The organism is Streptomyces polyrhachis (assembly GCF_042663125.1).
Classification (GTDB): Bacteria; Actinomycetota; Actinomycetes; order Streptomycetales; family Streptomycetaceae; genus Streptomyces; species Streptomyces polyrhachii.
In genome coordinates this window covers 1-24,176 of record NZ_JBHSZO010000030.1, presented here as the reverse complement: position 1 = coordinate 24,176, position 24,176 = coordinate 1, and the positions used below count along the sequence as shown (strand labels likewise).

The following is a 24,176-nucleotide window of genomic DNA, read 5'->3' as shown; positions in this document are numbered from 1 at the left end:
TGTGCTCGCGGAACGGACGACCGACGAGGAGCGATGCGATGCTGACGGAGCGCTCGACCCTGACCCAGTTCCTCATCGAGGAGCGCCGACGTCACCCCGGTTCGAGCGGAGAGCTGAACTCACTGATCCTGGACGTGGCACTGGCCTGCAAGGCCATCGCCAAGCGCATCGCCTCGGGCGCGCTCAGCGACCTGGTCGGCAAGGCCGGCGCGGTCAACGTCCAGGGCGAGCAGCAGCAGAAGCTCGACATCGTGGCCAACGAGATCTTCCTGCAGACCAACGAGTGGGGCGGCCAACTCGCCGGCATGGCCTCGGAGGAGATGGAGGACCCCTACGCCATCCCCCAGCAGTACCCGCTCGGCAAGTACCTGCTCACCTTCGACCCGCTCGACGGCTCCTCCAACATCGACGTCAACGTGTCGGTGGGCAGCATCTTCTCCATCCTGCGGGCCCCCGTCCCCGGCAAGGCCGCCGGCACCCCGGACTTCCTGCAGCCCGGCACCGAGCAGGTCGCCGCCGGATACGCCGTCTACGGTCCCTCCACCGTGCTCGTCCTCACCGTCGGCACCGGCGTGCACGCCTTCACCCTCGACCCGGCACTGGGGGAGTTCTTCCTCACCCGCCAGGACATCCACCTGCCCGAGGCCACCTGCGAGTACGCGGTGAACACCTCCAACCGGCGCTTTTGGGAACCGGCCGTACGCCGCTACATCGACGAGTGCCTGCAGGGCGTCGGCGGCCCGCGCGGCAAGGACTTCAACATGCGCTGGGTGGCCTCCCTGGTCGCCGAGACCCACCGCATCCTCACCCGCGGCGGCGTGTTCATGTACCCGCGCGACTCCAAGGACCCGGAGAAAGAAGGCCGGTTGCGGCTGCTCTACGAGGTCAACCCGATCTCGATGCTGGTCGAGCAGGCGGGCGGGCTGGCCACCACCGGCCGCGAGCGCGTACTGGAGGTACGGCCGACCGACCTGCACCAGCGCATCGGATTCATCTTCGGCAGCCGCGAGGAGGTCGAGCGCATCACCCGCTACCACGCGGAGCAGGGCGACGGGAGCGACGAGCAGCCCGAGAGCTTCAACCCGCTGTACGGACCCCGCGGCCTCTTCCAGGCGCGCTGAGGCCCAACCCCCGCCAGCGTCCACCCCCGCCAGCCCGGACCCACCGAGGGAGCCCCCATGTCAGCGAAGCACCCCGTCGTCGCCATCACCGGCTCCTCCGGCGCCGGCACCTCCTCCGTGATGCGCACCTTCGAGCAGATCTTCCGCCGCGAGAGCGTCAACGCCGCCTTCGTCGAGGGCGACAGCTTCCACCGCTACGACCGGATGGCCATGAAGGGCGAGATGGAGCGCGCCCTGGCGGACGGCGACCACGACTTCAGCCACTTCGGCCCGGAGGCCAACCTCTTCGAGGACCTGGAGGAGCTGTTCCGCGCCTACGGCCGCACCGGCACCGGCCAGGTCCGCAAGTACCTCCACAACGCGGAGGAGGCCGCCCCCTACGCCCAGGAGCCGGGCACCTTCACCCCGTGGGAGGACCTCCCCGCCGGCACCGACCTGCTCTTCTACGAGGGCCTGCACGGCGCGGTGGCCACCGACAAGGTCGACGTCGCCGCCCACGCCGACCTGCTGATCGGCGTCGTCCCGGTGATCAACCTGGAGTGGACGCAGAAACTGCACCGCGACAGGTCCAAGCGCGGCTACTCCACCGAGGCCGTGACGGAGACGATCCTGCGCCGCATGCACGACTACGTGCACTACATGTGCCCGCAGTTCTCCCGAACGCACGTCAACTTCCAGCGCGTTCCGATCGTCGACACCTCCAACCCGTTCATCGCGCGGACCATCCCCACCCAGGACGAGTCGATGCTCGTCATCCGCTTCGCCGACCCGCGCGGCATCGACTTCCCGTACCTGCTGTCCATGCTCCACGACTCGTTCATGTCGCGCCCCAACACCATCGTCTGCCCCGGCGGGAAGATGGACCTGGCGATGCAGCTGATCTTCACCCCGATGCTGTGGCGCCTCCTGGAGCGCCGGAGCACAGCGCGTTGAGCACACCCCCGTAGAAGCCGCAGGCTCCCGTACCCCTCCCAGGAGGTCTCCGTGACTGTTCGCGTCGGCATCAACGGCTTCGGCCGGATCGGCCGCAACTTCCTGCGCGCTGTGCGCGCCTCGGGCGCCGACATCGAGATCGTCGCCGTCAACGACCTGGCCGACAACACCACGCTCGCCCACCTGCTGACGTACGACTCGATACTCGGCCGCCTCGGCGCCGAGGTCGAGGCGGACGACGACGCGATCGTCGTCGACGGCCGGCGCATCACCACCCTCGCCAAACGCGACCCGGCCGAGCTGCCCTGGAAGGACCTCGGCGCCGAGATCGTCATCGAGTCGACCGGCTTCTTCACCGACGCCGTCAAGGCCCGTGCGCACCTCGACTCCGGCGGCGCCCGCAAGGTGATCATCTCCGCGCCGGCCAAGCACGAGGACGTGACGGTGGTGATGGGCGTCAACGAGGAGGAGTACGACCCGCGCACCGACACCGTCATCTCCAACGCCTCGTGCACCACCAACTGCCTGGGCCCGATGGCCAAGGCGCTCGACGACGCCCTGGGCATCGAGCGCGGACTCATGACCACCGTCCACGCCTACACCGCCGACCAGAACCTCCAGGACAACATCCACCGCGACCTGCGCCGCGCCCGCGCCGCCGCCCTCAACGTGGTCCCCACCTCCACCGGCGCCGCGAAGGCCATCGGCCTGGTCCTGCCCCGACTCCGGGGAAGACTCGACGGGTACGCCATCCGCGTGCCGGTGCCGACCGGCTCCGCCGTCGACCTCACCTTCGAGGCGGCCCGCGAGACCTCCGTGGAGGAGGTCAACGCCCTGATGGAGGCGGCGGCCGACGGCCGGATCCTGCGCTACTCCACCGCCCCGATCGTCTCCTCCGACATCGTCACCGACCCCGCCTCCTGCGTCTTCGACGCCCCGCTGACCAAGGTGATCGGCACCCAGGTCAAGGTGGTCGGCTGGTACGACAACGAGTGGGGCTACTCCAACCGCCTGGCGGACCTGGTCACCTACGTCGGCAGGAGCCTCTGAGCCATGACCGCCGCCTCCCCGCGCCCCGCCGCGGCCCCCCGTCCCCATCCGCACCCCGACCCCTTCCCCGGCCTCGACGACCTGAGCGGCCGGCGCGTCCTGGTGCGCTGCGACCTCAACGTCCCGCTGAGCGGACCGGCCGGCGCACGGGTGATCACCGACGACGGGCGTATCCGCGCCTCGCTGCCCACCGTGCGCCAACTCGCCGACGCGGGCGCCCGGGTGGTCGTCCTGGCCCACCTCGGCCGCCCCAAGGGCGCCCCCGAGCCCGCCTACTCCCTGGCCCCGGTCGCCGAGCGGCTCGCCGAACTCCTGGGCGCGCCGGTCGCCTTCGCCACCGACACGGTGGGGGAGTCGGCCGCCGCCGCGGTCGCCGGCCTCGCGGACGGCGGGGTGGCGCTGCTGGAGAACGTACGCTTCGACGCCCGCGAGACCGCCGGGGACGAAGCCGAACGCGGGGCCTTCGCCGACGAACTCGCCGCCCTGGCCGACGCGTTCGTCTCCGACGGCTTCGGCGTGGTGCACCGCAAGCAGGCCAGCGTCTACGAGATCGCGCAGCGCCTGCCCTCCGCCATGGGCACGCTGGTCGCCACCGAGATCGACGTACTGCGCCGCCTGACGGTGGACCCGCGCCGGCCGTACGCGGTGGTGCTGGGCGGCTCGAAGGTCTCCGACAAGCTCGGCGTCATCGACAACCTGCTGGAACGCGCCGACAAGCTGCTGATCGGCGGCGGCATGGTCTTCACCTTCCTGGCGGCGCAGGGCCACGGCATCGGCCGCAGCCTCCTGGAGGAGGACCAGATCCCCACGGTCCGGGGCTACTTCGAGCGGGCGCGCGCCAAGGGCGTGGAGATCGTGCTGCCGACGGACGTGGTGGTGGACACCGCCTTCCCGGACGGCAGCCGCACCCCCGCCCCGCGGGTCGTGGCGGCCGACGCGATCCCGGCGGACGCCTTCGGCCTGGACATCGGCCCCGACTCGGCCCGTACCTTCGCGGCCGAACTCGCCCGCGCGCACACGGTGTTCTGGAACGGCCCGATGGGCGTCTTCGAAGCGGAGGAGTTCGCCGCGGGCACCCGCGCGGTCGCCCAGGCCCTCACCGGCGTGGACGGCCTCGCGGTGGTGGGCGGCGGCGACTCCGCCGCGGCGGTGCGCCTCCTGGGCTTCGACGAGACCGCGTTCGGCCACATCTCCACGGGCGGTGGAGCCTCCCTGGAGTACCTTGAGGGCAAGACGCTCCCGGGCGTCGAGGTACTCCAGGGCAAGTGAGCCAACGCGAGGCGGAGCCCGGGCCGGCGTGACGCCGCCCGGGCTCCGCTCCGTGCGGCGTGTGACGGGATGGCACCCGGCGGTGGGGGTCGGGGAGGGGATCAGGGGTGGGGCGCGCGGGATGCCGGGCCCGACGGACCACTACATCAGCGCTGTCCTGAGGCTGAGCCCAGGTGCCGCCCCTCGCGATCATCATGGATCCGGCCTGGGCGCTTGTGCCTCCGGCGGCGGAAAACAGCTCGCGCAAGAGCCGGTCGGTCGGCACTCTGGTCCTCTAGTCGAAGGGGGCCGAGTGGCGGCAGCACAGGGTTTCGCATACGAGGAGCGGGGCGACGGCTCCGTGGTGATCCTGCACCGCGGTCGGGTGGCGACGGTGCTGCGCGGGGGCCGGGGGGCACAGTTCGTGCGTGAGGTGGCGGACGGGGATCCACAGCTGGTGATGGCCCGCTGGACGGGTAACTACCGGCGTGGCAACGAGCGGACGGCGCGCCGGCATCCGCGCAATGCGCGCTGAGAGGGCGGGTGGAGTTACGGGGGCGGTGGCCGCGACGGCAAGTCCGCGAGGCTCAACGTAAGACTTCAGCCGCCCGGCCCCGCCGGCAGCCGCCCCCGTACCCACCCCACCAGCCGGGGATCGTCCAGGCCCGTCGCGTCCACGCTTGCGCCCGAGAAGTCGTCGTCGGCTGTGTAGGCGTTGCGGGCGGCCAGGCAGCGCAGACCCGCTGCCACCGCCGCGCGGACGCCGTTGGCGGAGTCCTCCACCGCTACCGTTTCGTGCGGGGCCAGGCCCGTCAGGGTCAGGACCCGTTCGTAGACCGCCGGGCTCGGTTTCAGGTCGGGGACCTCCGTGCCCGTGACCACCGTGGTGAAGCACGGGCCGAAGGCGGTGTCCAGGAGGGGTTCGACCCAGGCGCGGGTGCCCGTCGTCGCCACGTGGACGGCCACGCCGTGCGCGGCCAGCTCGGCGAGCAGCTCCCTCGCACCGGGGCGCGGGGCGATCCGGCCGGCCTCGACCAGTTCGCGCATGAGCCGCGTCTTCTGCGGGTGCAGGCGCGCGGCCAACTCCCGTGCCTCCCCGGGCAGTCGGCCGCTCGCCTCGAACCAGAACGCCAGCCGCCGCTCGCCGCCCGCGATCCGCAGCAGCGTGCCGTACGTCGCCACGTCCCAGCGGTCTGGCAGGCCGGCCTCCTCGAAGGCCGCGTTGAAGGCGACCCGGTGGCCGTCGCGCTCGCTGTCCACCAGCGTGCCGTCCACATCGAAGACGACGGCCCGCAGCGGCCTCATCGCACCCGGTCCAACCGCTCGCGGATCCGGTCGAGGACCGCCCCGACACTGAAGCCGTGGTGCGCCATCACGTCGCCGCCCTTGCCGCTGCTGCCGAAGCCGTCGATGCCGATGGCCAGGTCGACCACCCCGGCCCAGCCCGAGGTGACACCCGCCTCGATGCTGACCGTCAGCGCCTCGGGGTCGGGCGTGTAGAGCGTGCGGTCCAGCGCCGAGACCACCCGTACCGCACGGCCCTCGGCGCGCAGCGCCTCGGCGGCGGCCTCCGCCAGTGAGGACTCCGAGCCGGTGGCGACGATCTCCACCTCGACCGCCCGCCCCGGCCCGGGCTCCTCCCGGCGCAGCTGCGGCAGCGACTGCCGGGAGAGGATCAGCGCGGTGGGGCCGTCGGTGCGCTCCAGCGCCAGCCGCCACGCCTCCACCGTCTCCGCGTCGTCCGCCGGCCGCAGTACGCGCAGCCCGGGGGTCACCCGCAGCGACTCCAGGTGCGCGATGGGCTGGTGGGTGGGCCCGTCCTCGCCGACCGCGATGGAGTCGTGGGTGAAGACGTAGACCACCGGCTGCCCCATCAGCGCCGAGAGCCGCAGCGCCGGGCGCAGGTAGTCGGCGAAGACCAGGAACGTACTGCCGAAGACCCGGTAACCGCCGTGCAGGCTCATCCCGTTGAGGATCGCCGCCATGCCGAACTCGCGGATGCCGAAGGCGATCGCGGACCGGGAGAAGTCCGCGCGGTCGATCACCTCGCCGATCGCCGTGCCGGTCGACTCCGCCAGGTCCGCCGAGCCGCCCACCAGCTCCGGCATCACCGACAGCGCCGCCTTCAGCGCCGCCTCGGAGGACTTGCGGGTGGCACGCGCCTTCCCGCCGACGACACCCTCCAGCGCCGCGTCCAACTCCTCGGGCAGCCGCCGCTCCTGCCTGCGGCGGAACTCCGCCACCCGCTCGGGCGCCCGCGCCTCCAGCGCCTGCAGCTCCGCCGTCCAGCGCGCGTGCTCCGCCGCGCCCTGCCGCGCCAACTCCGCGCACGCCGCCCGTACGTCGCCCGGCACGGTGAAGGGCGGGTGGTCCCAGCCGATCAGCTTCTTCGTCTCCGCCAGCACCTCCTCACCCAGCGGGGAGCCGTGCGCCTTGGACGTGCCCTCCACGCCCGGCGCCCCGTCGCCGATGACGGTGCGCACCGCGACGAAGCTCGGCCGCCCGTCCGCCGCCGCGCGGGTGAGCGCCCGGTCGACGGCCTCGGTGTCGGTGCCGTCGGGCACCGACTCGGTGTGCCAGCCGTACGCGGCGAACCGCGCCAACTGGTCGTCACTGCAGGAGCGTTCCACCCCGCCGTCGATGGTGATGGAGTTGTCGTCCCACAGCACGGTCAGCCCGCCGAGCCCCAGATGGCCCGCGAAGGACGCCGCCTCGTGGCTGATGCCCTCCATCAGGCAGCCGTCGCCCACGATCGCGTACGTGCGGTGCCCGGTGACCTCCGGATAGCGCGCCCGCGTCATCCGCTCCGCCAGCGCCATCCCCACCGCCATCGCCATCCCCTGGCCGAGCGGGCCGGTGGTGCACTCCACGCCCGGCGTCTCCCCGTACTCCGGATGCCCCGGCGTCTGCGAGCCCAGCTGGCGGAAACGCCGCAACTGGCCCTCGGGCAGGTCGTATCCGAAGAGGTGCAGCAGCCCGTAGAGCAGCGCCGAGCCGTGCCCGGCCGAGAGCACGAAGCGGTCGCGGTCCGGCCAGTGCGGGTCGGCCGGGTCGTGGCGCAGATGCCGGCTCCACAGCGTCCACGCCATCGGCGCGGCGCCCATCGGCATCCCCGGATGCCCGGAGTCCGCCGCCTGCACCATGTCCGCCGCGAGCATCCGCAGCGTGTCGATCGCCAGGCGGTCGGTCTCGGCCGACAGCCGCGGGGGCTCCTGCTTGAGGTCCGTCATCGCTCTTCCCCTCCCTGGTATCCCCGCGACTCCGTCGCCGTCGTACGCAACTCCTTGACAGCCGCCGCCTTTCCACCCGGGTACGCGTACATCCACGACCCGGAGATGAAGACGTCGGCGCCGGCGGCGGACGCGCCGCTGATGGTGCGGCCGGTGATCCCGCCGTCGACCTCCAGCTCGATCGCCAGCCTGCTGTCGTCGATCATGCGGCGCAGTCGGGCGATCTTCGGCTCCACGGCCCGGATGTACGCCTGGCCGCCGAAGCCCGGGTTGACCGTCATCGCCAGCACCAGGTCCGTCTCCTCCAGCACGTGCGCGACCACCTCGGCCGGCGTGTGCGGGTTGAGCGCCACCCCGCTGCGGGCGCCCAGGTCGCGGATGCGGGCCAGGGTGCGGTGCAGGTGGGTGCACGTCTCGGCGTGCACGATGACCAGTTCGCAGCCCGCCTCGACGTAACGCCCCAGCAGCTCGTCGGGGTTGACGACCATCAGGTGCGCCTCGAAGCCGACGGTGCTGTGCGGGCGCGCGGCGGCGATCACGTCGGGGCCGAAGGTGAGGTTGGGGACGAAGACGCCGTCCATGACGTCCCACTGGATGCGGTCCACCCCCGCCTCGCACAACTGCCGTACCTCCTCGCCCAGTCGGGCGAAGTCGGCGGGCAGCACGGAGGGCACGATGAGCGGCTGCCTGGGGCTGGGATCGGTCATGGAACTGCCCTTTCCGTCGCGGGCTGTCACGGGTTGTCGCGGCCTGTTCCGAGCGGTGTCCGGCGGTGTGGGCGGTCTCGGGCGGTGTCGGGCGGTGTCGGGCGGGCCCCGGTCCTCCATCCGACCGCGCCGCCACCGCCGCGCCCTCACCCCGGTAGGTGGAGCGGGGGGTGAGTTGGCAGCCGGGGGAACCCCAAGGTGCCCGGGGCCGTTCGGAAACACCTCCGAAACACGCCCTGGAACACCGCCGCGGTGCGCCGTACGCTGACGGCATGCCTGAGCCGCCCCCCGCCCCCCTGCGTCTCGTCCTCGTCGACGACCACGAGATGGTGCTGCACGGACTGGGCGCGATGCTGGGCCACTTCCCCGGCGAGGTGGAGATCGTCGGGCAGGCCACCACCGCCGCCGCGGCGCTCGCCCGCGTCGCCGACACGCGGCCCGACGTGGTGCTCTGCGATGTGCGGATAGGCAAGGAGAGCGGCCTGGACCTCTGCCGGGACATCACCACCGGCTATCCCGGCGTCAAGGTCGTCCTGCTGACCGTCTACGACGACGAGCACTACCTCTACCAGGCGCTGCGCGTCGGCGCCTGCGGCTACATCCTCAAGCGCATCGACGGCCAGGAGCTGATCGGCCATCTGCGGCGCGTCCGCGAGGGCGAGACCGTGGTGGACCACGCGCTGGCCGGCCGGGTGGCGCTCTCCGCGGCGCGGCTGAGCGCCGGGCAGTTCTGGTCGGGGGCCCATCTGGGGCTCACCCAGCGCGAGTCGGAGGTGCTGGAACTGCTGGTCTCCGGGCACTCCAACAAGGCGGTCGCCGGCCGGCTCGTGGTCAGCGAGGACACGGTCAAAACCCATATCCGCGGCCTCTACCGCAAGTTGGGGGTCTCCGACCGCAGCGGGGCGATAGCGGTGGCGCTGCGGGAGGGGCTCTTCCATTGAGCCCCGGCGGCGCGGAGGGTACGGGCGCCGGCGCGCGGCGCCCTGACGCGCCGGCCCCCTCCCGCCCGGACGCACGCCCGGACGCCGGACCGGACGCGCGCCCGGACCCCCGCCCCGACTCCCGTACGGACCCGGAGGCGCCCACCGCGGCCGAGCTCGCCGCCCTCCTCCAGGCCGACGGCGTCCTCCTCTACGCCATGGACGGCCAGGACCTCACCATCGTCGACATCTGGCCCGCGCACACCTCCGCCGCCTCCCTCACACTCCAAGTGGGCTTCGGCGTCACGGGGTTGGTGGCCCGTACGGCCAAGCCCGTCCTGATCGACGCCGACTCGCCGCGCAACGCCCTCCACCGCCAGCTGCTGCGCCTGAAGCCCACCCAGACGGTCGCCAGGATGTGCCTGCCCCTCCCCGGGCTGGAGGGGCGCGTCGTCGGCGTCCTGGCCGTCCACCGCAGCCCCCACCGGCCCTTCGGCCCCGGGGACTTGGCGCGCGCCGAGCCGTACGCCGCCGTGCTCGGCCTGCGGCTGCACGCCGAGCAGCTCTGGCGGGCGGTCAACCGCCACCGCACCGAGCGCGACCGCCTCGTCAAGCAGGCGGTCTCCGCGCAGGAGGCCGAGCGCCGCCGGATCGCCTTCGACCTGCACGACGGGGTGACCACGGCGCTGGCGTCGATGTCCTTCCACCTCTCCGCCGCCGACCTCACCGTCTCGGAGCTGAGCGAGGCCGACCGCACCGCCGCCGGCGGCCCCGGCGAGCCGGCCCGCGCCCGCGCCCTGGACCGGGCGCGGGCGGAGCTGGTCAACGCCCGCCAGCTCGCCGACCTGGCGTACAACCAGACCCGCGCGGCCATCTCCGGACTGCACAGCCTGGTCCTGGACGACCTCGGGCTGGTCGCCGCCCTGGAGTCCCTGGTCCAGACGGCCGCCGGGGAGGGCGCCCCGGCCATCGAGCTGCTCGTCGACCCGGCCGCCGCCATCGACGACATCCCCGACCACGCGGCCGCCGCCCTCTACCGCATCACCCAGGAGGCCCTGGCCAACGCGGTCAAGCACGCCCGGGCCGACCGCATCGTGCTGTCCCTGCGCCGGGTGGGGGAGTCGGTCGTGCTGGGCTGCGCCGACGACGGCAGGGGCTTCGACCTCGCGGAACGCCGCGCGGCCCGTACCGGCACCGGCGCGGGAGCCGACGGCAGCGAGCACTTCGGCCTCAGCTCCATCGCCGAGCGCTGCGCGATCATCGACGCCTCGCTGCGGGTGGAGTCGGTGCCGGGACGCGGGACGACGCTGCTGGTGGAACTGCCGCTGTAGGGCCTGTATCGAGTTGGCCTTCTGCGTCGCGGTGCCCGGCACGCGCCCCCCACTTCGCGCCACGGTGGCCGAACGTGCCCCCGTTGGCGAGGTCGGTCCCGCATCTACTCACAAGTAGTTAATTCCTGGCCGAAACAAGACCTTACTTGGCATGCATTGATCAGTACGCTGACGCCGTTCTTGATCGATCGATCACCTGCCACGGCGGGTCAACAGCCAAGGAACACACATGAGTTCACGTACAACCCGAGTTGCCGGCCGCGCGTTAGCCGCGCTGGTACTGCTGGCGTCCATAGCCGGCGGGACGACCACCGCGCAGGCCGGCGCGACCGTCTGCCCGCCCGACGAGGACGAGCTGACCATCGGTCAGATCTCCAGCTCCCCGAACGTCCTCAGCTGCGGCCTGGTGGGCAGCGTCGTCGTCTACGACAACACCGGACTCGCCATCCCCGAGCCCGACACCGCCGTCGCCATCGACGCCATCGACCCCTCCGGCACGACGCACGGCTTCATGCTGAAGGTCGCCAAGGACGGCAGGCTCAGCTACGACCTCAGCGAGACCTCCGCTGACACCCCCGACGGCACCGACAGCGCCGACGTGCTGGTGAACCCGACCACCACCGCCCTCGACCAGAGCGCGGAGTCGGACGCCTCCGGCACCGAGACCCCGGACGCGACCGGGACCGAGGTGGCGGACGCCGACGCCGCCACCGCGCTGGGCGCCTGCTCCGACGGGGCGTACGCGACGAAGGACCTCAAGGAGTACGGCACGTACAACTGGTACATCGGCGACGGCGGCATGCCCGGCGCGCTCTCCCAGTACAACGCCCGGCTCGCCTTCGCGGACGCCATCGACAACATCACCGGCAGCTACAACAACTGCGGGTACACCGACCAGGTGGACGCCTCCTCCAGCTACCAGGGCACGACCACCTATGAGGCCGACATCAACTCCAGCTCCCAGTGCACCTCGCGTGACGGCAAGAGCACCTGGGACGCGGGCGACCTCTACGGCGGCCACGTCGCCGTTGCCTGCACCTGGAGCTGGGACTGGGTCGGGATGAAGAACGACCTGCGTGAAGGGGACGTCCGCTACAACACGGCTGACTTCGACTTCACCAACAGCCCGACGAGCGGCTGCTGGAACCTGTACGACATCCGCTCCGTCGGAACGCATGAGGCAGGCCACGTCTTCGGCATGGGCCACGTCGGCTCGGGTCACGACAACCTGACGATGTACACCAACTCCTTCACCTGCACCACGAAGGCGCGCACCCTCGGCAAGGGTGACATCCTGGGCCTGCGCAGCATCTACTAGGGAGAACCGATGAGCCGGTCCGGTCGACAGCTGAGTGCCGTACTCCTCACCATTGCCGCCGCGGCGCCGCTCGCGGCCTGCGCGACGGCGGAGTCCGGCGGCGGTGAGGCGTCCTGCGTGCTGCAGTACACCTTCGAGGGCCGTACGTACACGGACGCGGGCGGCGAGGCGGACTTCACCGTCGGCGCCGAGTTGGGTACGGCGGTGAAGCCTCCCTGCGAGGACACCGGCGGCGCCGACCCGGCCGAGCAGCCGACGAAGGAGACCGCCTACCGCGTCGCCGGCGTATCCCCGCAGGTGGCTGTCGCAGTGGGGACGTCACCGCAGGACGCGCAGCTGGTCGCGGTGCGTACGGACGGTGAAGTACCGCCGGAGGTAAGGAAGTTGCTCGACGGCTCGTAGAGCCGAAGCGGGGGTGGTTCACCGGCGCCGGTGGACCACCCCCGCGCTCGGTGCGCCCGCCGGGCTATCCCTCCGTACGGGCCGGGCTGTCCGGCGCCAGTACGCCCAGCCCGAACAGGTCCACCACCTGCTCGATCAGCACGTCGGCGCGCGCGGCGTCGAGATAGCCGTCGGCGAACAGCTGCGAGAGCCCGTAGACCAGCGCCTGAGCGGCGATGCGGACCAACTCCGGGTCGGTGCGCCGCAGTTCGCCGCGCTCCTGCCCGGCGGTGATCGTCTCGGTGATGTACCGGGTGAACGCCTGATGCCCCTCCTCCAGCGCGGGGGTGCGCTGCGCGCCGAAGAGGGCGCCGCGCAGCAGCGCGAAGCGGTGCGGATAGGTCAGCGCGTAGTGCGCGAACGCCGTGCCCAGTGACCGGAACGGCAGCGCCCGCGCCGACTCCACCGCCGTCAGCTGCACCCCGGCGAAGTCCACCGCGACGGCCTCGGCGACCGCCGCCAGCAGCGCGGCCCGGTCGGGGAAGTGCCGGAAGGGCGCCGAGGGGGAGACGCCCGCCCGCCGGGCCACCTCGCGCACGCTCACCGCCTCGGCGCCCCCCTCGTCCAGCAGCTCCACGGCATGCGCCACCAGCGCCTGGGGCAGGGCGCCGTGGTGGTAGGGGCGGGAGGGCGTGCGCGCGCTCATGGGGTCAGTCGTACCACACCTTGACACCCGGTCCGCGAGCGGATGTAATCATCGATCACATGAATGTGTGCACTGATTACATGAGGGGAAGCTCGTGGATCTGCGACACGGCGGCTGGGCCCGCGAGGTCGACGCCGAACTCCACCCGAGCCAGGGCCGCGTCCCCGAGGGCCTGGCCGGGACCCTCTACCGCAACGGCGCCGGCAACCACCTCTCCGACTACGTCATCGACGGCGACGGCCTGGTCAGCGCCGTGACCTTCACCCCCGGCCGCCCGGTGCGGGTGCGCTCGCGCTACGTCCGCACCCCCTCGTACGAGGCGGCCCTCGGCGCCCGCGACAAGCCGGGAGCCCCCCGCCCCCCGGTCCGCCTGGGCGGCGCCAACGCCCCCGGCGGCCGGCTGCGCAACCTGCTGCGGCCCCCCGCCACCCAGGCCAACACCTCGGTGGCGGTGATCGACGGCCGGCTGCTGGCGCTCTGGGAGGGCGACACCCCCTGGGAGCTGGACCCCGCCACGCTCGCCACCCTCGGCCGCTGCGACCTGGACGGCGCCCTGGAGCCCCCGGGCCGCCCCGGCAGCCCGTACTCCGCACACCCCTGCTGGGACCCGCGGGCCGGCGAGCTGTGGAACTTCGGCTGCGTCTACGGACCGCGCCCCCAGCTGGTCATCTACCGCACCCGGCGCGGCGGTTCGACCCGGCGGCTGCGCACGATCCGCCTGCCCCACCGCTACATGGTCCACGACTTCGCCATGACCGCCACCCACCTGGTCTTCTGCCTCGGCCCCGTCATCCTCGACCTGCGCGCGATGATGTCCGGCCGCCAGCCGGCCTTCCAGGCCATGCGCTGGCACGCCCAGGAGCCCACCCGCATCCTGCTGGTCCCGCGCGCGGGCGGCCCGGTGCGCACGGTCGAGGCGGACCCCTGGTTCCAGTGGCACTTCGCCGGCGCCTGGGACGACGGCGTCGACATCGTCTTCGACCTGGTGCGCTTCCGCTCCTGGACCGTCATGCACGAGGCGCTCGGCAGCCTCGGCCACCTCACCGACCCCGACTGCCTCCCGGTCGGCCGGCTGTGGCGCTACCGCGTCGACACCGCCGGGAAGGTCGAGTCCCACCAGCTCCACCGCATGCCCACCGAGTGGCCCACCATCGACCCGCGCCGCGCCACCACCGGGCACCGCCAGGTCTACGGGGCCGCGCTCACCGACCCCGGCGGGGGAGTGGCGTTCTCCGCCCTCGTGCGCTTCGACACCGAGCGCGGCGAGGCGGACACGTACGACTACGGCCCCGGACGCCTGGTCGGCGAACCGCTCTTCGTCCCCCGCGACCCCGCCCGCCTCGACGACCAAGGCTGGCTCGTGGGCTACGTGAACGACATCATCGGCGGACGCACCGACCTCGTCGTCTTCGACGCCCAGGCGGTCGCCGACGGCCCCGTGTGCACCCTGCCCGTACCCGAGAGCCTCGGGTACACCTTCCACGGATACTTCTTCCACGGACACCTCCTCGGACAGGAGAGCACCCCCTGATGACCACCGCCCAGCGCATCACCTCCTACACACGCGGCCGCCTGGTCTTCGACGTGGCCGACCAGGGCCCCCTGGACGGGGAGTTGGTGCTGCTCCTGCACGGCTTCCCCCAGACCTCCCGCTCCTGGGACCGCCTGGCCCCCCTGCTGCACGCGGCCGGCTACCGCACCCTCGCGCCCGACCAGCGCGGCTACTCGCCCGGCGCCCGCCCGCGCGGCCGCTTCCCCTACCGGCTCTCCCAACTCGTCGCGGACGCCGAGGCACTGATCCGTACCGCGGCGCCGGACGGCCGCAAAGTCCACGTGGTGGGCCACGACTGGGGCGCCGCGGTGGCCTGGGCGCTGGCGGCCGTCCACCCGCAGCGCCTGGCCACCCTGACGGCGCTCTCGGTCCCGCACCCGGCGGCGTTCAGCCTGGCGCTCCTCAGCAGCCGCCAACTCCTGTACTCCTGGTACATGTTCGCCTTCCAGGTCCCCTGGCTGCCGGAGCTGCTCCTGCGCCGCCTGGCGGCGGGCTCGCGCACCCGCGTGATCAAGGGCCTGACGGCGGCCGGCCAGACACCGGAGGCGGCCGCCAGGGACACGGACTTCGTGGCCCACTCACCCGCCCTGACCCCGGCGGTCAACTGGTACCGCGCGATGCCCTTCAGCACCCCCGCGCACCTCGCACGCATCACGCTCCCGACCCTGCACGTCTGGAGCGACCGGGACCCGGCCCTCACCCGCAGGGGCGCCGAGCTGACCCGCAGGTTCGTGACGGGCCCCTACACCTTCCACGTCCTGCCCGGCACGGGGCACTGGATCCCGGAGGAGGCGGCCGAGGAGGTGGCGGGGCTCCTCGGCGCACACCTCGCCGCGCCGCTCACCGCGTAGCCCGCGCCGCCTTCGCGCAGTTGGCCACCAGGCGCTCCTGGGCCGCCGCCGTGTTCGAGGGCTCGCCCGCCCAGGTGCGCAGGGGGCCGCTGACCAGGGCGCGGCCGAAGGAGAAGGTGACCTGCCAGGGGCGGCCCCGGGAGGTCACCGCCCGGCTCAGGTCGGTCAGGTAGGCGCAGACGTCGGCCGTGGGGTGGCCGCCGGAGAGGAAGGCGATGCCCGGTACGCCGGCCGGCACCGTGTCGCACAGCACCTCGAAGGTCGCCGCCGCCACCTCCGCCGCCGCGGCCGGCGCCGCGCGCAGGCCCGGGGTGACGAAGTTCGGCTTGAGGACGATGCCCGCCAGGTCCACGCCCGCCTGGTCCAGCTCCTCGAAGACCCAGCCCAGCGCGAGGCGCGTGGCGTACGCCGAGGACTCCAGGTCGTGCCCGCCGTCGGCGAGGACCTCCGGTTCGACGACGGGCACGAGGCCGTGGCGCTGGCAGAGCGCCGCGTAGCGGGCCAGCGCGTGGCCGTTGGCGCGGGCGCTGTAGGTGGTGATGGTCCGTACGTCGAAGACCGCCCGCCATTTGGCGAAGGCCGCCCCGCGCTCGGCGTACGAGGCCAGCCGCCCGCCGAGGCCGTCCAGGCCCTCGGTGATCAGCGCGCCGTCGCCGCCCGGGAGCGGGGAGGTGCCGGTGTCGACCTTGATGCCGGGCAGGACGCCCAGCTCGCGGGAGGCCGCGGGGAACGGCCGCCCGTCGGCGAGGCGCTGGCCGAAGGTCTCGTCGCACAGGATGATGCCGCTGACGGACTCCGCCAACCCCTTGGGGGTGAGCAGCAGTTCGCGGTAGTCGCGGCGCGTCGTCTCGCTCGCCTCGATCCCCTCGGCCGCCAGCCGGGCCGACATCGTGCGGATCGACTCGTCGGCCGCCAGGATGCCCCGCCCGCCGCCGGTGAGCTGCCGGGCGGTCTCGGCGAGGGTGGGTCGCTCGGTCGGAAGTATGGTCGTCATGGGCCGAGGATCGGCCCCGCCGGCGCGAGCGCGCATCACCCCCGGGGGCGAGAGAGGGTGTGAAACGCCGCCCCGCCCACCCGCTCCCCGTCGCAGACGTGCCGGACGAACAGCCGGGTGGCGGCGGTCGGTTCGGCCGAGGTGCACAGGTGCCAGGGGCGGTCCAGCGGGGTCCCGGCCACCGGGTGGACGGCCAGCTCGCCGCTCTCCAGCGCGCCGCGCGCCGCCTCCTCGTGGACGAGCGTCACCCCCAGCCCCTGGCGCGCGGCGGCCACCGCCGCCCCCGAGGTGCCCAGGGTGAGCAGCGGCGGCGCCGCCTGCAGCCGGGTCAGCAGCGACATGGTGGTGTTACGGGTCCCCGAGCCCTGCCCGGTGAGCAGCCAGGTCGCCGTCAGCGGATCGCCCACCAGCCCCGGACGACCCACCAGGACAAGGCGGTTGGGCCGCCGCGCCCGCGTCACCAGGCCGCCCGCCCCGCGCGGCGGGCGGCCGGCGAGGGCGACGTCGACGGCGTGGTCGGCGGCCAGCGCGAACAGCTCGTCGCGGGGCAGCACCGAGAGCGACAGCTCCACCTGCGGATGGTGCGCGGCGAAGGAGGCGATCAGCGCCGGCAGCACGTACTCGCCCGCCGTCGCCACCGCGCCGATGCGCACCCGCCCCCGGTCCGCCTCGTGCACCGCCCCGGCCGCCTCCCGCAGCAGGCCGAGGAGCTTGCGCGCGTACGGGGCGAAGGTCGCGCCGGCGTCCGTGGGCACGATGCCGCGGCCGGACTTGGTGAAGAGCACGGTGCCCAGCGCCGACTCCAGCGCGGCGATCGCCGCCGAGACGGCCGGCGGGGTCACGTGCAGCGCCTCGGCGGCGGCCCGCACGCTCCCCGCCCCGTACACCGTGAGGAAGGTCTGCAGCCGGGCCCACGTCACCGCGGCGGGCAGCTCGGAAGAGGACGTCATCGTTAACCGCTCGCTTATCTGTCACCACGAAAGTCTCAATTGTAGTTTATCGGTGGGGAGTTGAGAATGGAACCGCATCGTGGAGCCGACCGGAAGGGGACAGGCGATGACGATCAGCGAATCCGGCGCCGAGACCAAGGAGCGCTGGGACCCGGGCGTGCAGAGCTACGCCGGGATGGGCTACTGGAACGCGGACTACGTGCCCAAGGAGACCGACGTACTGGCGGTCTTCCGGGTCACCCCGCAGGACGGCGTCGACCCGATCGAGGCCGCGGCCGCCGTGGCGGGGGAGTCCTCCACCGCGACGTGGACCGTGGTGTGGACCGACCGCCTCACCGCCAACACGCACTACCAGGCCAAGGCCTACCGGGTGGACGAGGTCCCGGGCCGGCCGGGCGAGTACTTCGCGTACATCGCCTACGACATCGACCTCTTCGAGGAGGGTTCCATCGCGAACCTCACCTCCTCGATCATCGGCAACGTCTTCGGCTTCAAGCCGCTCAAGGCCCTGCGCCTGGAGGACATGCGCATCCCCGTCGCGTACACCAAGACCTTCCAGGGGCCCGCGCACGGCATCGTGATGGAGCGCGAGTTCCTCAACAAGTACGGCCGCCCGCTGCTCGGGGCGACCATCAAGCCCAAGCTCGGCCTGTCCGCCCGCAACTACGGGCGCGTGGTGTACGAGGCGTGCCGCGGCGGGCTGGACTTCACCAAGGACGACGAGAACATCAACTCGCAGCCCTTCATGCGCTGGCGGGACCGCTTCCTCTTCGCCATGGAGGGCGTCAACAAGGCCGCCGCGGAGACCGGCGAGCTGAAGGGCCACTACCTCAACATCACCGCCGGCACGATGGAGGAGATGTACCGCAGGGCCCGGTTCGCCAAGGAACTCGGCAGCGTCATCGTCATGATCGACCTGACGATCGGCTACACCGCGATCCAGTCCATGGCCCACTGGTGCCGCGAGAACGGCGTGCTGCTGCACCTGCACCGCGCCGGCCACTCGACGTACACCCGGCAGAAGACGCACGGCGTCAGCTTCCGCGTCATCGCCAAGTGGTGCCGCCTGATGGGCGTGGACCACATCCACGCCGGCACGGTCGTCGGCAAGCTGGAGGGCGACCCGGCCACCACCCGCGGCTTCTACGACACCCTGCGCGAGGACAAGGTGCCGCTGAACCCGGCCAACGGCATCTTCTTCGACCAGGACTGGGCCTCCCTGCCCGGTGTCATGCCGGTCGCCTCCGGCGGCATCCACGCCGGGCAGATGCACCAGCTGCTCGACCTCTTCGGCGACGACGTGATCCTGCAGTTCGGCGGCGGCACCATCGGCCACCCGCACGGCATAGCCGCCGGCGCCGAGGCCAACCGCGTCGCACTGGAGGCCATGGTCAAGGCCCGCAACGAGGGCCGCGACCTGCTCCGCGAGGGCCCCGACATCCTGCGCCAGACCGCCAAGGGCTCCCCGTCGCTGGAGGCCGCGCTCTCCACCTGGGGCGACATCACCTTCGACTACACCAGCACCGACGCACCGGACTTCATCCCCACACCCAGCGTTGCGACGTGAGGGCCCTCTGGGCAGCTGTGGGGACAAGGGAGTCCGGCACATCCGGCGATATGAGCGAGACCGACGAAAGGAGTACACCGTGAAGTTGCGCTACGGGACGTTCTCGTACCTGCCCGACCTCACCGACGAGGAGATAGCCGCGCAGGTCCGCTACGCCCTCGACCGGGGCTGGCCGGTGTCGATCGAGTACACCGACGACCCCCACCCCCGCAACATCTACTGGGACATGTGGGGCCTGCCCCTGTTCGACCTGGCGGAGCCCGACGGGGTCCTGGCCCAGATCAACGAGTGCCGCGCCACCTACCCCCAGCACTACGTGCGCGTCCTGGCGTACGACGCGACGCTCGGCCGGCAGTCCACGGCCATGTCCTTCCTCGTCCAACGCCCGGCCGAGGAGCCGGGATTCCTGCTGGAGCGCCAGGACGGCCCGGACCGCACCCAGCGGTACTCGGTGACGTCCTACGCGACCACCCGGCCGGCCGGAACCCGGTACGCGGGCGAGTGATCCCATGCAGTCGCCGAAGGGTTTCGGGTACCCCCGGCCGTCCCAGGGCGGACCGGCACAGCGCGGAGCGGCACAGGGCGGACCGGCACAGCAGCCGGAGGTGACGGCGGAGCCCCCCGCTCCCCTCGCCGACGACGCGCGGCTCGACCTCTCGGCGGACGAGGCGGCGGCCAGGGTCGAGACGACCCTGGCCGCCCTCGACGCCGAGCTCGTCGGACTCGCCTCCGTCAAGCGGCGGGTGCGGGAGATCGCCTCGCTGCTCCAGGTGGACCGCGCCCGCGAGCGGTTCGGGCTCACCTCCTCCAAGCCGACGCTGCACATGAGCTTCACCGGCGGCCCCGGCACCGGCAAGACCACCGTGGCCATGCGGATGGCGTCGATCCTGCACGCCCTGGGCTACATCAGGACGCCGCGGGTCCACGTCGTCACCCGCGACGACCTGGTGGGCCAGTTCATCGGCCACACCGCGCCCAAGACGAAGGAGGCGCTGGCACGGGCGGCCGGCGGCGTGCTCTTCATCGACGAGGCCTACTACCTCTTCCGCCCCGAGAACGAACGGGACTACGGGCAGGAGGTGATCGAGATCCTGCTCACGGAGATGGAGAACGAGCGCGGCGACCTGGTGGTCGTCTTCGCCGGCTACCCCGACCGGATGGGGACCTTCTTCTCGGCCAACCCGGGCCTGAGTTCACGGGTGCCCCACCACATCGCGTTCGAGGACTACGACCGTACGGAGCTGATGCAGATCGCCGAACTGATGGTCGCGGAGGAGAACTTCCGCTTCGACCCGGCGGCACGTGAGGCGTTCTCCGACTACCTCACCCGCCGGATGAAGCGGCCCAACTTCTCCAACGCCCGCAGCGTCCGCAACGCCATCGAGCGCTGCCGGCTGCGCCAGGCACGCCGCCTGGTCGCGCTGGACCGGCCGCTGGGCAAGGCCGACCTCATCACCATCACCGCCGAGGACGTCTACGGCAGCAGCCTCTTCGACGACACCACCGAACAGGAGGGACCCGCCCCTGGATAAGCGGCGCCTATCGCGTCATCGATACTTTCGCTTTGACTTCACACGGAGATTGCCGGACGCTCCTCCAGGGACGGGAGGGAGCGACACCCCCACGTCCCTGGCGGAACCGACCGGTCGGCCGGCTCCCGTATGCGCACGAGCGGACGCACTCGATGCGTGTACGCGCATACCACGGAACGAGGTTGAAGCAGGACATGGGCAGCAGCATCGAGGACCCGACCGACCAGCTGACGGTGACCCCTCCCAAGGAGTGGGCCGCGGGCGTACCGGCCGTCGTACACGCCATCCAGTACTCACTGCGGGAGAACTCGGCCCGCCGGACCGCGCTGACCCTGCTGAACATCAACCAGACCAAGGGCTTCGACTGCCCCGGCTGCGCCTGGCCCGAGCCCGCCCCGGGCAAGCGCCACAAGAACGAGTACTGCGAGAACGGCGCCAAGCACATCAACGACGAGGCCACCACGCGCCGCGTCACCGCCGACTTCTTCCGCGAGCACTCCATCGCCGAACTCGACGGCCACTCCGACTACTGGCTCAACCAGCAGGGCCGCCTCACCGAGCCGATGGTCAAGCGCCCCGGCGCCACCCACTACGAACCGGTCGACTGGGACGAGGCGTTCGACATCATGGCGCGCGAGCTGCGCGCCCTCGCCTCCCCCGACGAGGCCCTCTTCTACACCTCCGGGCGCCTCAACAACGAGGCCGCCTTCCTGCTGCAGCTCTTCGCCCGCGTACTGGGCACCAACAACCTCCCCGACTGCTCCAACATGTGCCACGAGTCCAGCGGCTTCGCCCTGGGCGAGACCCTCGGCATCGGCAAGGGCAACGTCACCCTCGACGACATCCACCACGCCGACCTGGTCTTCGTCGTCGGCCAGAACCCCGGCACCAACCACCCGCGGATGCTCTCCGCGCTGGAGGAGACCAAGGACAACGGCGGCAGTGTCGTCGCGGTCAACACCCTGCCCGAGGCCGGGCTGATGCGGTTCAAGAACCCGCAGCAGGTCGGCGGCGTGATCGGGCGCGGCACCGCCATCGCCGACCAGTTCCTCCACATCCGCGCCGGCGGCGACCTCGCGCTCTTCCAGGCCCTCAACCGGCTGCTGCTGGAGGCCGAGGACGCCGCGCCCGGGACCGTACTGGACCAGGACTACATCGCCGCGAACACCGTCGGCTTCGAGGCGTTCGCCGACGGCGCCCGCACCGTCGCCTGGGAGGACGTGCTGAAGGCCACCGGCCTCAGCCGCGCCGAGATCGAGGAGGTGCACCGCCGCGTCCTGGGCGCCAGGAACGTCATCGTCTGCTGGGCGATGGGCCTCACCCAGCACAAGCACGGCGTCCCCACCATCCGCGAGGTCGTCAACTTCCTCCTGCTGCGCGGCAACGTGCGCCCCGGCGCCGGCGTCTGCCCCGTACGCGGCCACTCCAACGTCCAGGGCGACCGCACCATGGGCGTCTGGGAGCAGATGCCGCAGTCCTTCCTGGACGCGCTGGGCAAGGAGTTCGGCTTCACCGCGCCCACCCGTCACGGACTGGACTCGGTGGGCGCGATCCGCGCCATGCGCGACGGCGCCGCGAAGGTCTTCGTGGGCCTCGCCGGCAACTTCGTACGGGCCACGCCCGACAGCGAGGTCACCGAGGCGGCGCTGCGCCGCTGCAGCCTGACCGTGCAGGTCTCCACCAAGCTCAACCGCTCCCACACCGTGTGCGGCGAGACCGCGCTGATCCTGCCCACCCTGGGCCGCAGCGACCGCGACGTCCAGGCCACCGGCGAGCAGTTCGTCACGGTGGAGGACTCCATGAGCGAGGTGCACGCCTCCCGCGGCCGCCTCGCCCCCGCCTCCCCGCACCTGCTGAGCGAGGTGGCGATCCTCTGCCGCCTCGCCCGCCGCACCCTGGGCAAGGAGGACCCCATCGCCTGGGAGGATTTCGAGGCCGACTACGGCACCGTCCGCGACCACATCTCGCGCGTCGTCCCCGGCTTCGAGGACTTCAACGCCCGCGTCGACAGGCCCGGCGGCTTCGCCCTGCCCAACCCGGTGAACTCCGCCGTCTTCCCCACCAGGAGCGGCAAGGCGCAGTTCAGCCTCAACGAGTTCACGATGCTGGAGCCGCCCCCCGGCCACCTGGTACTGCAGTCGCTGCGCTCGCACGACCAGTGGAACACCATCCCCTACGCGATGAACGACCGCTACCGGGGCATCCACAACGCGCGCCGCGTCGTCCTGGTCAACCCCGAGGACATCACCGAACTCGGCCTCACCGACCGCCAGTCGGTCGACCTGGTCAGCATCTGGCACGACGGTACGGAACGCCGCGCGGCCGGCTTCTGCGTGGTGTCCTACCCCACCTCGCGGGGCTCGGCGGCCTCGTACTACCCGGAGACCAACGTGCTCGTGCCGCTCGACAGCGTCGCGGACATCAGCAACACGCCCACCTCCAAGGGCATCATCGTGCGCCTGGAGCCGGTGGCGGACGCGCACTGACCGCGCCCATGCGGGAGCACCGGGCCGGACAGGGCTGAACGGAGAGGCGGTCCGCAGGGGGATGCCGGTGAGGAGCAGCAGGCACGCATGGCCCGCGGTGGCCGCCGCGCTGAGCGCGGCCGGGTGGGGGGCGAACCAGTTCACCCCGCTCGCCGTGGTCTACCGCACCCGCGAGGGCTGGCCGACCGTCCCGGTCGTCGTGATGTTCACGATGTACCTCGTCGGCCTCGTCCCCGGGCTGCTCCTCGGCGGCGCGGCGGCGGACCGCTTCGGACGCCGCCGCGTCGTCTGCCTCGCACTGGCCGCGACCGCCGCCGCCAGCGCGCTGCTCGCCCTCGCCCCGATCACCCAGCAGGTCGTCTACGCCAGCCGGTTGACGACCGGCGCGGCGGCCGGACTGCTCCTCTCCGCCGCCACCGTCTGGCTTCAGGAGCTGTGCGAGAGCTCGGGCCGCGACGGCGCCCGGACCGCGATGTACGCCACCGGCGCCGGCTTCGCCTCCGGCGCCCTGGTCGGCGGCGTCGTCGCCGAATGGGCCCCCGCCCCCATGGTCGCCCCGCCGCTGCTGCACACCGCGCTGACCACGGCCGTACTCCTCGCCGCGCGCCGCGTCCCCGACACGTCCCCCGCCGGCCCGCCCGGAACGCCGCCCTCGCGCAGGCACCGCTGGGGCGTCGTGCTGCACCCGCGCTTCGTCCTGGTCGTCCTGCCCGCCAGCCCCGCCGCCTTCGCCGCCGCCACCGTCGCCTACGTCGTCCTGCCCCCGCTGGTCGTCGACCGCGTCCACGGCCACGCGCCCCTCTTCGGCGGCCTCGCCGCCGGCGTGACCATCGCCATGGGCATCGCCGTCCAACCCCTCGCCCTGCGCCTGGACTCCGCCGGCAGCGCCCGCTCCACCCTGGTCGCGATGGCCACCGTCGTCGCCGGCCTGCTGGTCGCCGCCGACGCCGTCCTGCGCGACTCCGCCCTCACCGCACTGGGCGCGGCGGTCGTCCTGGGCGCCGGGTACGGGCTGACGCTGGCCTCCGGACTCAAGGAAGTCGAGCGCCTCACCCCCGACCGCGAGTCCTCCACCGCCTCCTCCGTCTACCAGGGCGCCACCCACTCCGGCTTCCTGACCCCGCTGCTCCTGGCCGTCTCCGCCGGCGCCGCCCCCTACCCCGCGCTGCTGGCCGGCCTCGCGGCCCTGGGCGTGCTCTTCCTGGCACTCACCGCCCGCTACAGCCGCCGCAACCTACCGGCCCGACCGGGCAGCACCCGGCCGGCGCCGCACCACCGCACTACTCCCCACCCACCCCA

22 protein-coding genes are annotated in these 24,176 nt (G+C 72.5%); 16 read left to right on the top strand and 6 right to left on the bottom strand.

What is annotated here, in order from left to right; translation table 11 throughout:
• The first annotated feature begins 38 nt into the window (after positions 1 to 38).
• The 5 genes from ACFQLX_RS18680 to ACFQLX_RS18660 all read left to right on the top strand — a co-directional run bounded on the left by ACFQLX_RS18680 (position 39) and on the right by ACFQLX_RS18660 (position 4,887).
• Positions 39 to 1,121: a class 1 fructose-bisphosphatase gene (locus ACFQLX_RS18680; protein ID WP_386416672.1), complete on the top strand. Its 1,083-nt coding sequence runs from the start codon at positions 39 to 41 to the stop codon at positions 1,119 to 1,121.
• A 57-nt stretch (positions 1,122 to 1,178) separates the two neighbouring features.
• Positions 1,179 to 2,054, top strand: coding sequence for a phosphoribulokinase (locus ACFQLX_RS18675; protein WP_386416669.1), 876 nt, complete (start codon positions 1,179 to 1,181; stop codon positions 2,052 to 2,054).
• 51 nt (positions 2,055 to 2,105) lie between these two features.
• On the top strand, positions 2,106 to 3,104 hold the full coding sequence (gene gap / locus ACFQLX_RS18670; RefSeq protein ID WP_386416668.1) for a type I glyceraldehyde-3-phosphate dehydrogenase: 999 nt from the start codon (positions 2,106 to 2,108) through the stop codon (positions 3,102 to 3,104).
• A 3-nt stretch (positions 3,105 to 3,107) separates the two neighbouring features.
• Positions 3,108 to 4,373 carry a phosphoglycerate kinase gene (locus ACFQLX_RS18665; protein ID WP_386416667.1) on the top strand — a complete coding sequence of 422 codons (1,266 nt, stop codon included), beginning with the start codon at positions 3,108 to 3,110 and terminating at the stop codon, positions 4,371 to 4,373.
• 292 nt (positions 4,374 to 4,665) lie between these two features.
• Complete coding sequence (locus ACFQLX_RS18660; RefSeq protein WP_386416665.1) at positions 4,666 to 4,887, top strand: hypothetical protein; 222 nt, start codon at positions 4,666 to 4,668, stop codon at positions 4,885 to 4,887.
• Positions 4,888 to 4,952: 65 nt separating this feature from the next.
• Here the strand turns inward: ACFQLX_RS18660 and ACFQLX_RS18655 are convergent, their stop codons facing one another.
• The 3 genes from ACFQLX_RS18655 to rpe are packed head-to-tail and all read right to left on the bottom strand — an operon-like array spanning position 4,953 to position 8,289.
• Positions 4,953 to 5,657, bottom strand: coding sequence for an HAD-IA family hydrolase (locus tag ACFQLX_RS18655; RefSeq protein WP_386416663.1), 705 nt, complete (start codon positions 5,655 to 5,657; stop codon positions 4,953 to 4,955).
• Positions 5,654 to 7,582: a transketolase gene (gene tkt, locus ACFQLX_RS18650; protein ID WP_386416662.1), complete on the bottom strand. Its 1,929-nt coding sequence runs from the start codon at positions 7,580 to 7,582 to the stop codon at positions 5,654 to 5,656. Before tkt ends, ACFQLX_RS18655 begins: the two co-directional genes overlap by 4 nt.
• The gene (rpe, locus tag ACFQLX_RS18645) at positions 7,579 to 8,289 is read right to left on the bottom strand and encodes a ribulose-phosphate 3-epimerase (protein WP_386416660.1); all 711 of its coding nucleotides are present in this window, start codon (positions 8,287 to 8,289) and stop codon (positions 7,579 to 7,581) included. The genes tkt and rpe overlap by 4 nt, the downstream gene beginning before the upstream one ends.
• Before the next feature lie 272 nt (positions 8,290 to 8,561).
• Between rpe and ACFQLX_RS18640 the strand changes: the two genes are divergently transcribed.
• The 4 genes from ACFQLX_RS18640 to ACFQLX_RS18625 all read left to right on the top strand — a co-directional run bounded on the left by ACFQLX_RS18640 (position 8,562) and on the right by ACFQLX_RS18625 (position 12,260).
• Positions 8,562 to 9,230, top strand: a complete 669-nt coding sequence (locus ACFQLX_RS18640; protein WP_386416658.1) for a response regulator — start codon at positions 8,562 to 8,564, stop codon at positions 9,228 to 9,230.
• Positions 9,227 to 10,540 (top strand): GAF domain-containing sensor histidine kinase, encoded by a 1,314-nt coding sequence (locus tag ACFQLX_RS18635; protein ID WP_386416655.1) that lies wholly within the window; start codon positions 9,227 to 9,229, stop codon positions 10,538 to 10,540. The genes ACFQLX_RS18640 and ACFQLX_RS18635 overlap by 4 nt, the downstream gene beginning before the upstream one ends.
• A gap of 229 nt (positions 10,541 to 10,769) precedes the next feature.
• Positions 10,770 to 11,858, top strand: a complete 1,089-nt coding sequence (locus ACFQLX_RS18630; RefSeq protein ID WP_386416653.1) for a zinc metalloprotease — start codon at positions 10,770 to 10,772, stop codon at positions 11,856 to 11,858.
• A 9-nt stretch (positions 11,859 to 11,867) separates the two neighbouring features.
• Positions 11,868 to 12,260, top strand: a complete 393-nt coding sequence (locus tag ACFQLX_RS18625) for a DUF6281 family protein (RefSeq protein ID WP_386416652.1) — start codon at positions 11,868 to 11,870, stop codon at positions 12,258 to 12,260.
• A 64-nt stretch (positions 12,261 to 12,324) separates the two neighbouring features.
• Here the strand turns inward: ACFQLX_RS18625 and ACFQLX_RS18620 are convergent, their stop codons facing one another.
• Complete coding sequence (locus tag ACFQLX_RS18620; RefSeq protein ID WP_386416651.1) at positions 12,325 to 12,945, bottom strand: TetR/AcrR family transcriptional regulator; 621 nt, start codon at positions 12,943 to 12,945, stop codon at positions 12,325 to 12,327.
• Positions 12,946 to 13,039: 94 nt separating this feature from the next.
• On the opposite strand from ACFQLX_RS18620, the gene ACFQLX_RS18615 reads away from it, so the two are divergent.
• Positions 13,040 to 14,476: a carotenoid oxygenase family protein gene (locus ACFQLX_RS18615; RefSeq protein WP_386416649.1), complete on the top strand. Its 1,437-nt coding sequence runs from the start codon at positions 13,040 to 13,042 to the stop codon at positions 14,474 to 14,476.
• Positions 14,476 to 15,348 carry an alpha/beta fold hydrolase gene (locus ACFQLX_RS18610; RefSeq protein WP_386416646.1) on the top strand — a complete coding sequence of 291 codons (873 nt, stop codon included), beginning with the start codon at positions 14,476 to 14,478 and terminating at the stop codon, positions 15,346 to 15,348. Before ACFQLX_RS18615 ends, ACFQLX_RS18610 begins: the two co-directional genes overlap by 1 nt.
• On the opposite strand, the gene ACFQLX_RS18605 is transcribed toward ACFQLX_RS18610, so the two are convergent.
• Positions 15,338 to 16,342, bottom strand: a complete 1,005-nt coding sequence (locus tag ACFQLX_RS18605) for a class I fructose-bisphosphate aldolase (RefSeq protein WP_386416645.1) — start codon at positions 16,340 to 16,342, stop codon at positions 15,338 to 15,340. The two genes, ACFQLX_RS18610 and ACFQLX_RS18605, sit on opposite strands and share 11 nt — an antisense overlap.
• Positions 16,343 to 16,377: 35 nt before the next feature.
• The gene (locus ACFQLX_RS18600) at positions 16,378 to 17,292 is read right to left on the bottom strand and encodes a LysR family transcriptional regulator (RefSeq protein ID WP_386416643.1); all 915 of its coding nucleotides are present in this window, start codon (positions 17,290 to 17,292) and stop codon (positions 16,378 to 16,380) included.
• A gap of 106 nt (positions 17,293 to 17,398) precedes the next feature.
• On the opposite strand from ACFQLX_RS18600, the gene ACFQLX_RS18595 reads away from it, so the two are divergent.
• The 5 genes from ACFQLX_RS18595 to ACFQLX_RS18575 form a co-directional block, all read left to right on the top strand.
• Positions 17,399 to 18,859, top strand: a complete 1,461-nt coding sequence (locus tag ACFQLX_RS18595) for a form I ribulose bisphosphate carboxylase large subunit (protein WP_386416641.1) — start codon at positions 17,399 to 17,401, stop codon at positions 18,857 to 18,859.
• Positions 18,860 to 18,938: 79 nt separating this feature from the next.
• Entirely contained in the window at positions 18,939 to 19,364 is a 426-nt protein-coding gene (locus ACFQLX_RS18590) for a ribulose bisphosphate carboxylase small subunit (protein ID WP_386416638.1), read from the top strand.
• A 100-nt stretch (positions 19,365 to 19,464) separates the two neighbouring features.
• Positions 19,465 to 20,391: an AAA family ATPase gene (locus ACFQLX_RS18585; RefSeq protein WP_386416636.1), complete on the top strand. Its 927-nt coding sequence runs from the start codon at positions 19,465 to 19,467 to the stop codon at positions 20,389 to 20,391.
• A gap of 194 nt (positions 20,392 to 20,585) precedes the next feature.
• Positions 20,586 to 22,877: an FdhF/YdeP family oxidoreductase gene (locus ACFQLX_RS18580; RefSeq protein WP_386416633.1), complete on the top strand. Its 2,292-nt coding sequence runs from the start codon at positions 20,586 to 20,588 to the stop codon at positions 22,875 to 22,877.
• A gap of 67 nt (positions 22,878 to 22,944) precedes the next feature.
• On the top strand, positions 22,945 to 24,176 hold a 1,232-nt coding region (locus ACFQLX_RS18575; protein WP_386416631.1), incomplete at its 3' end, for an MFS transporter.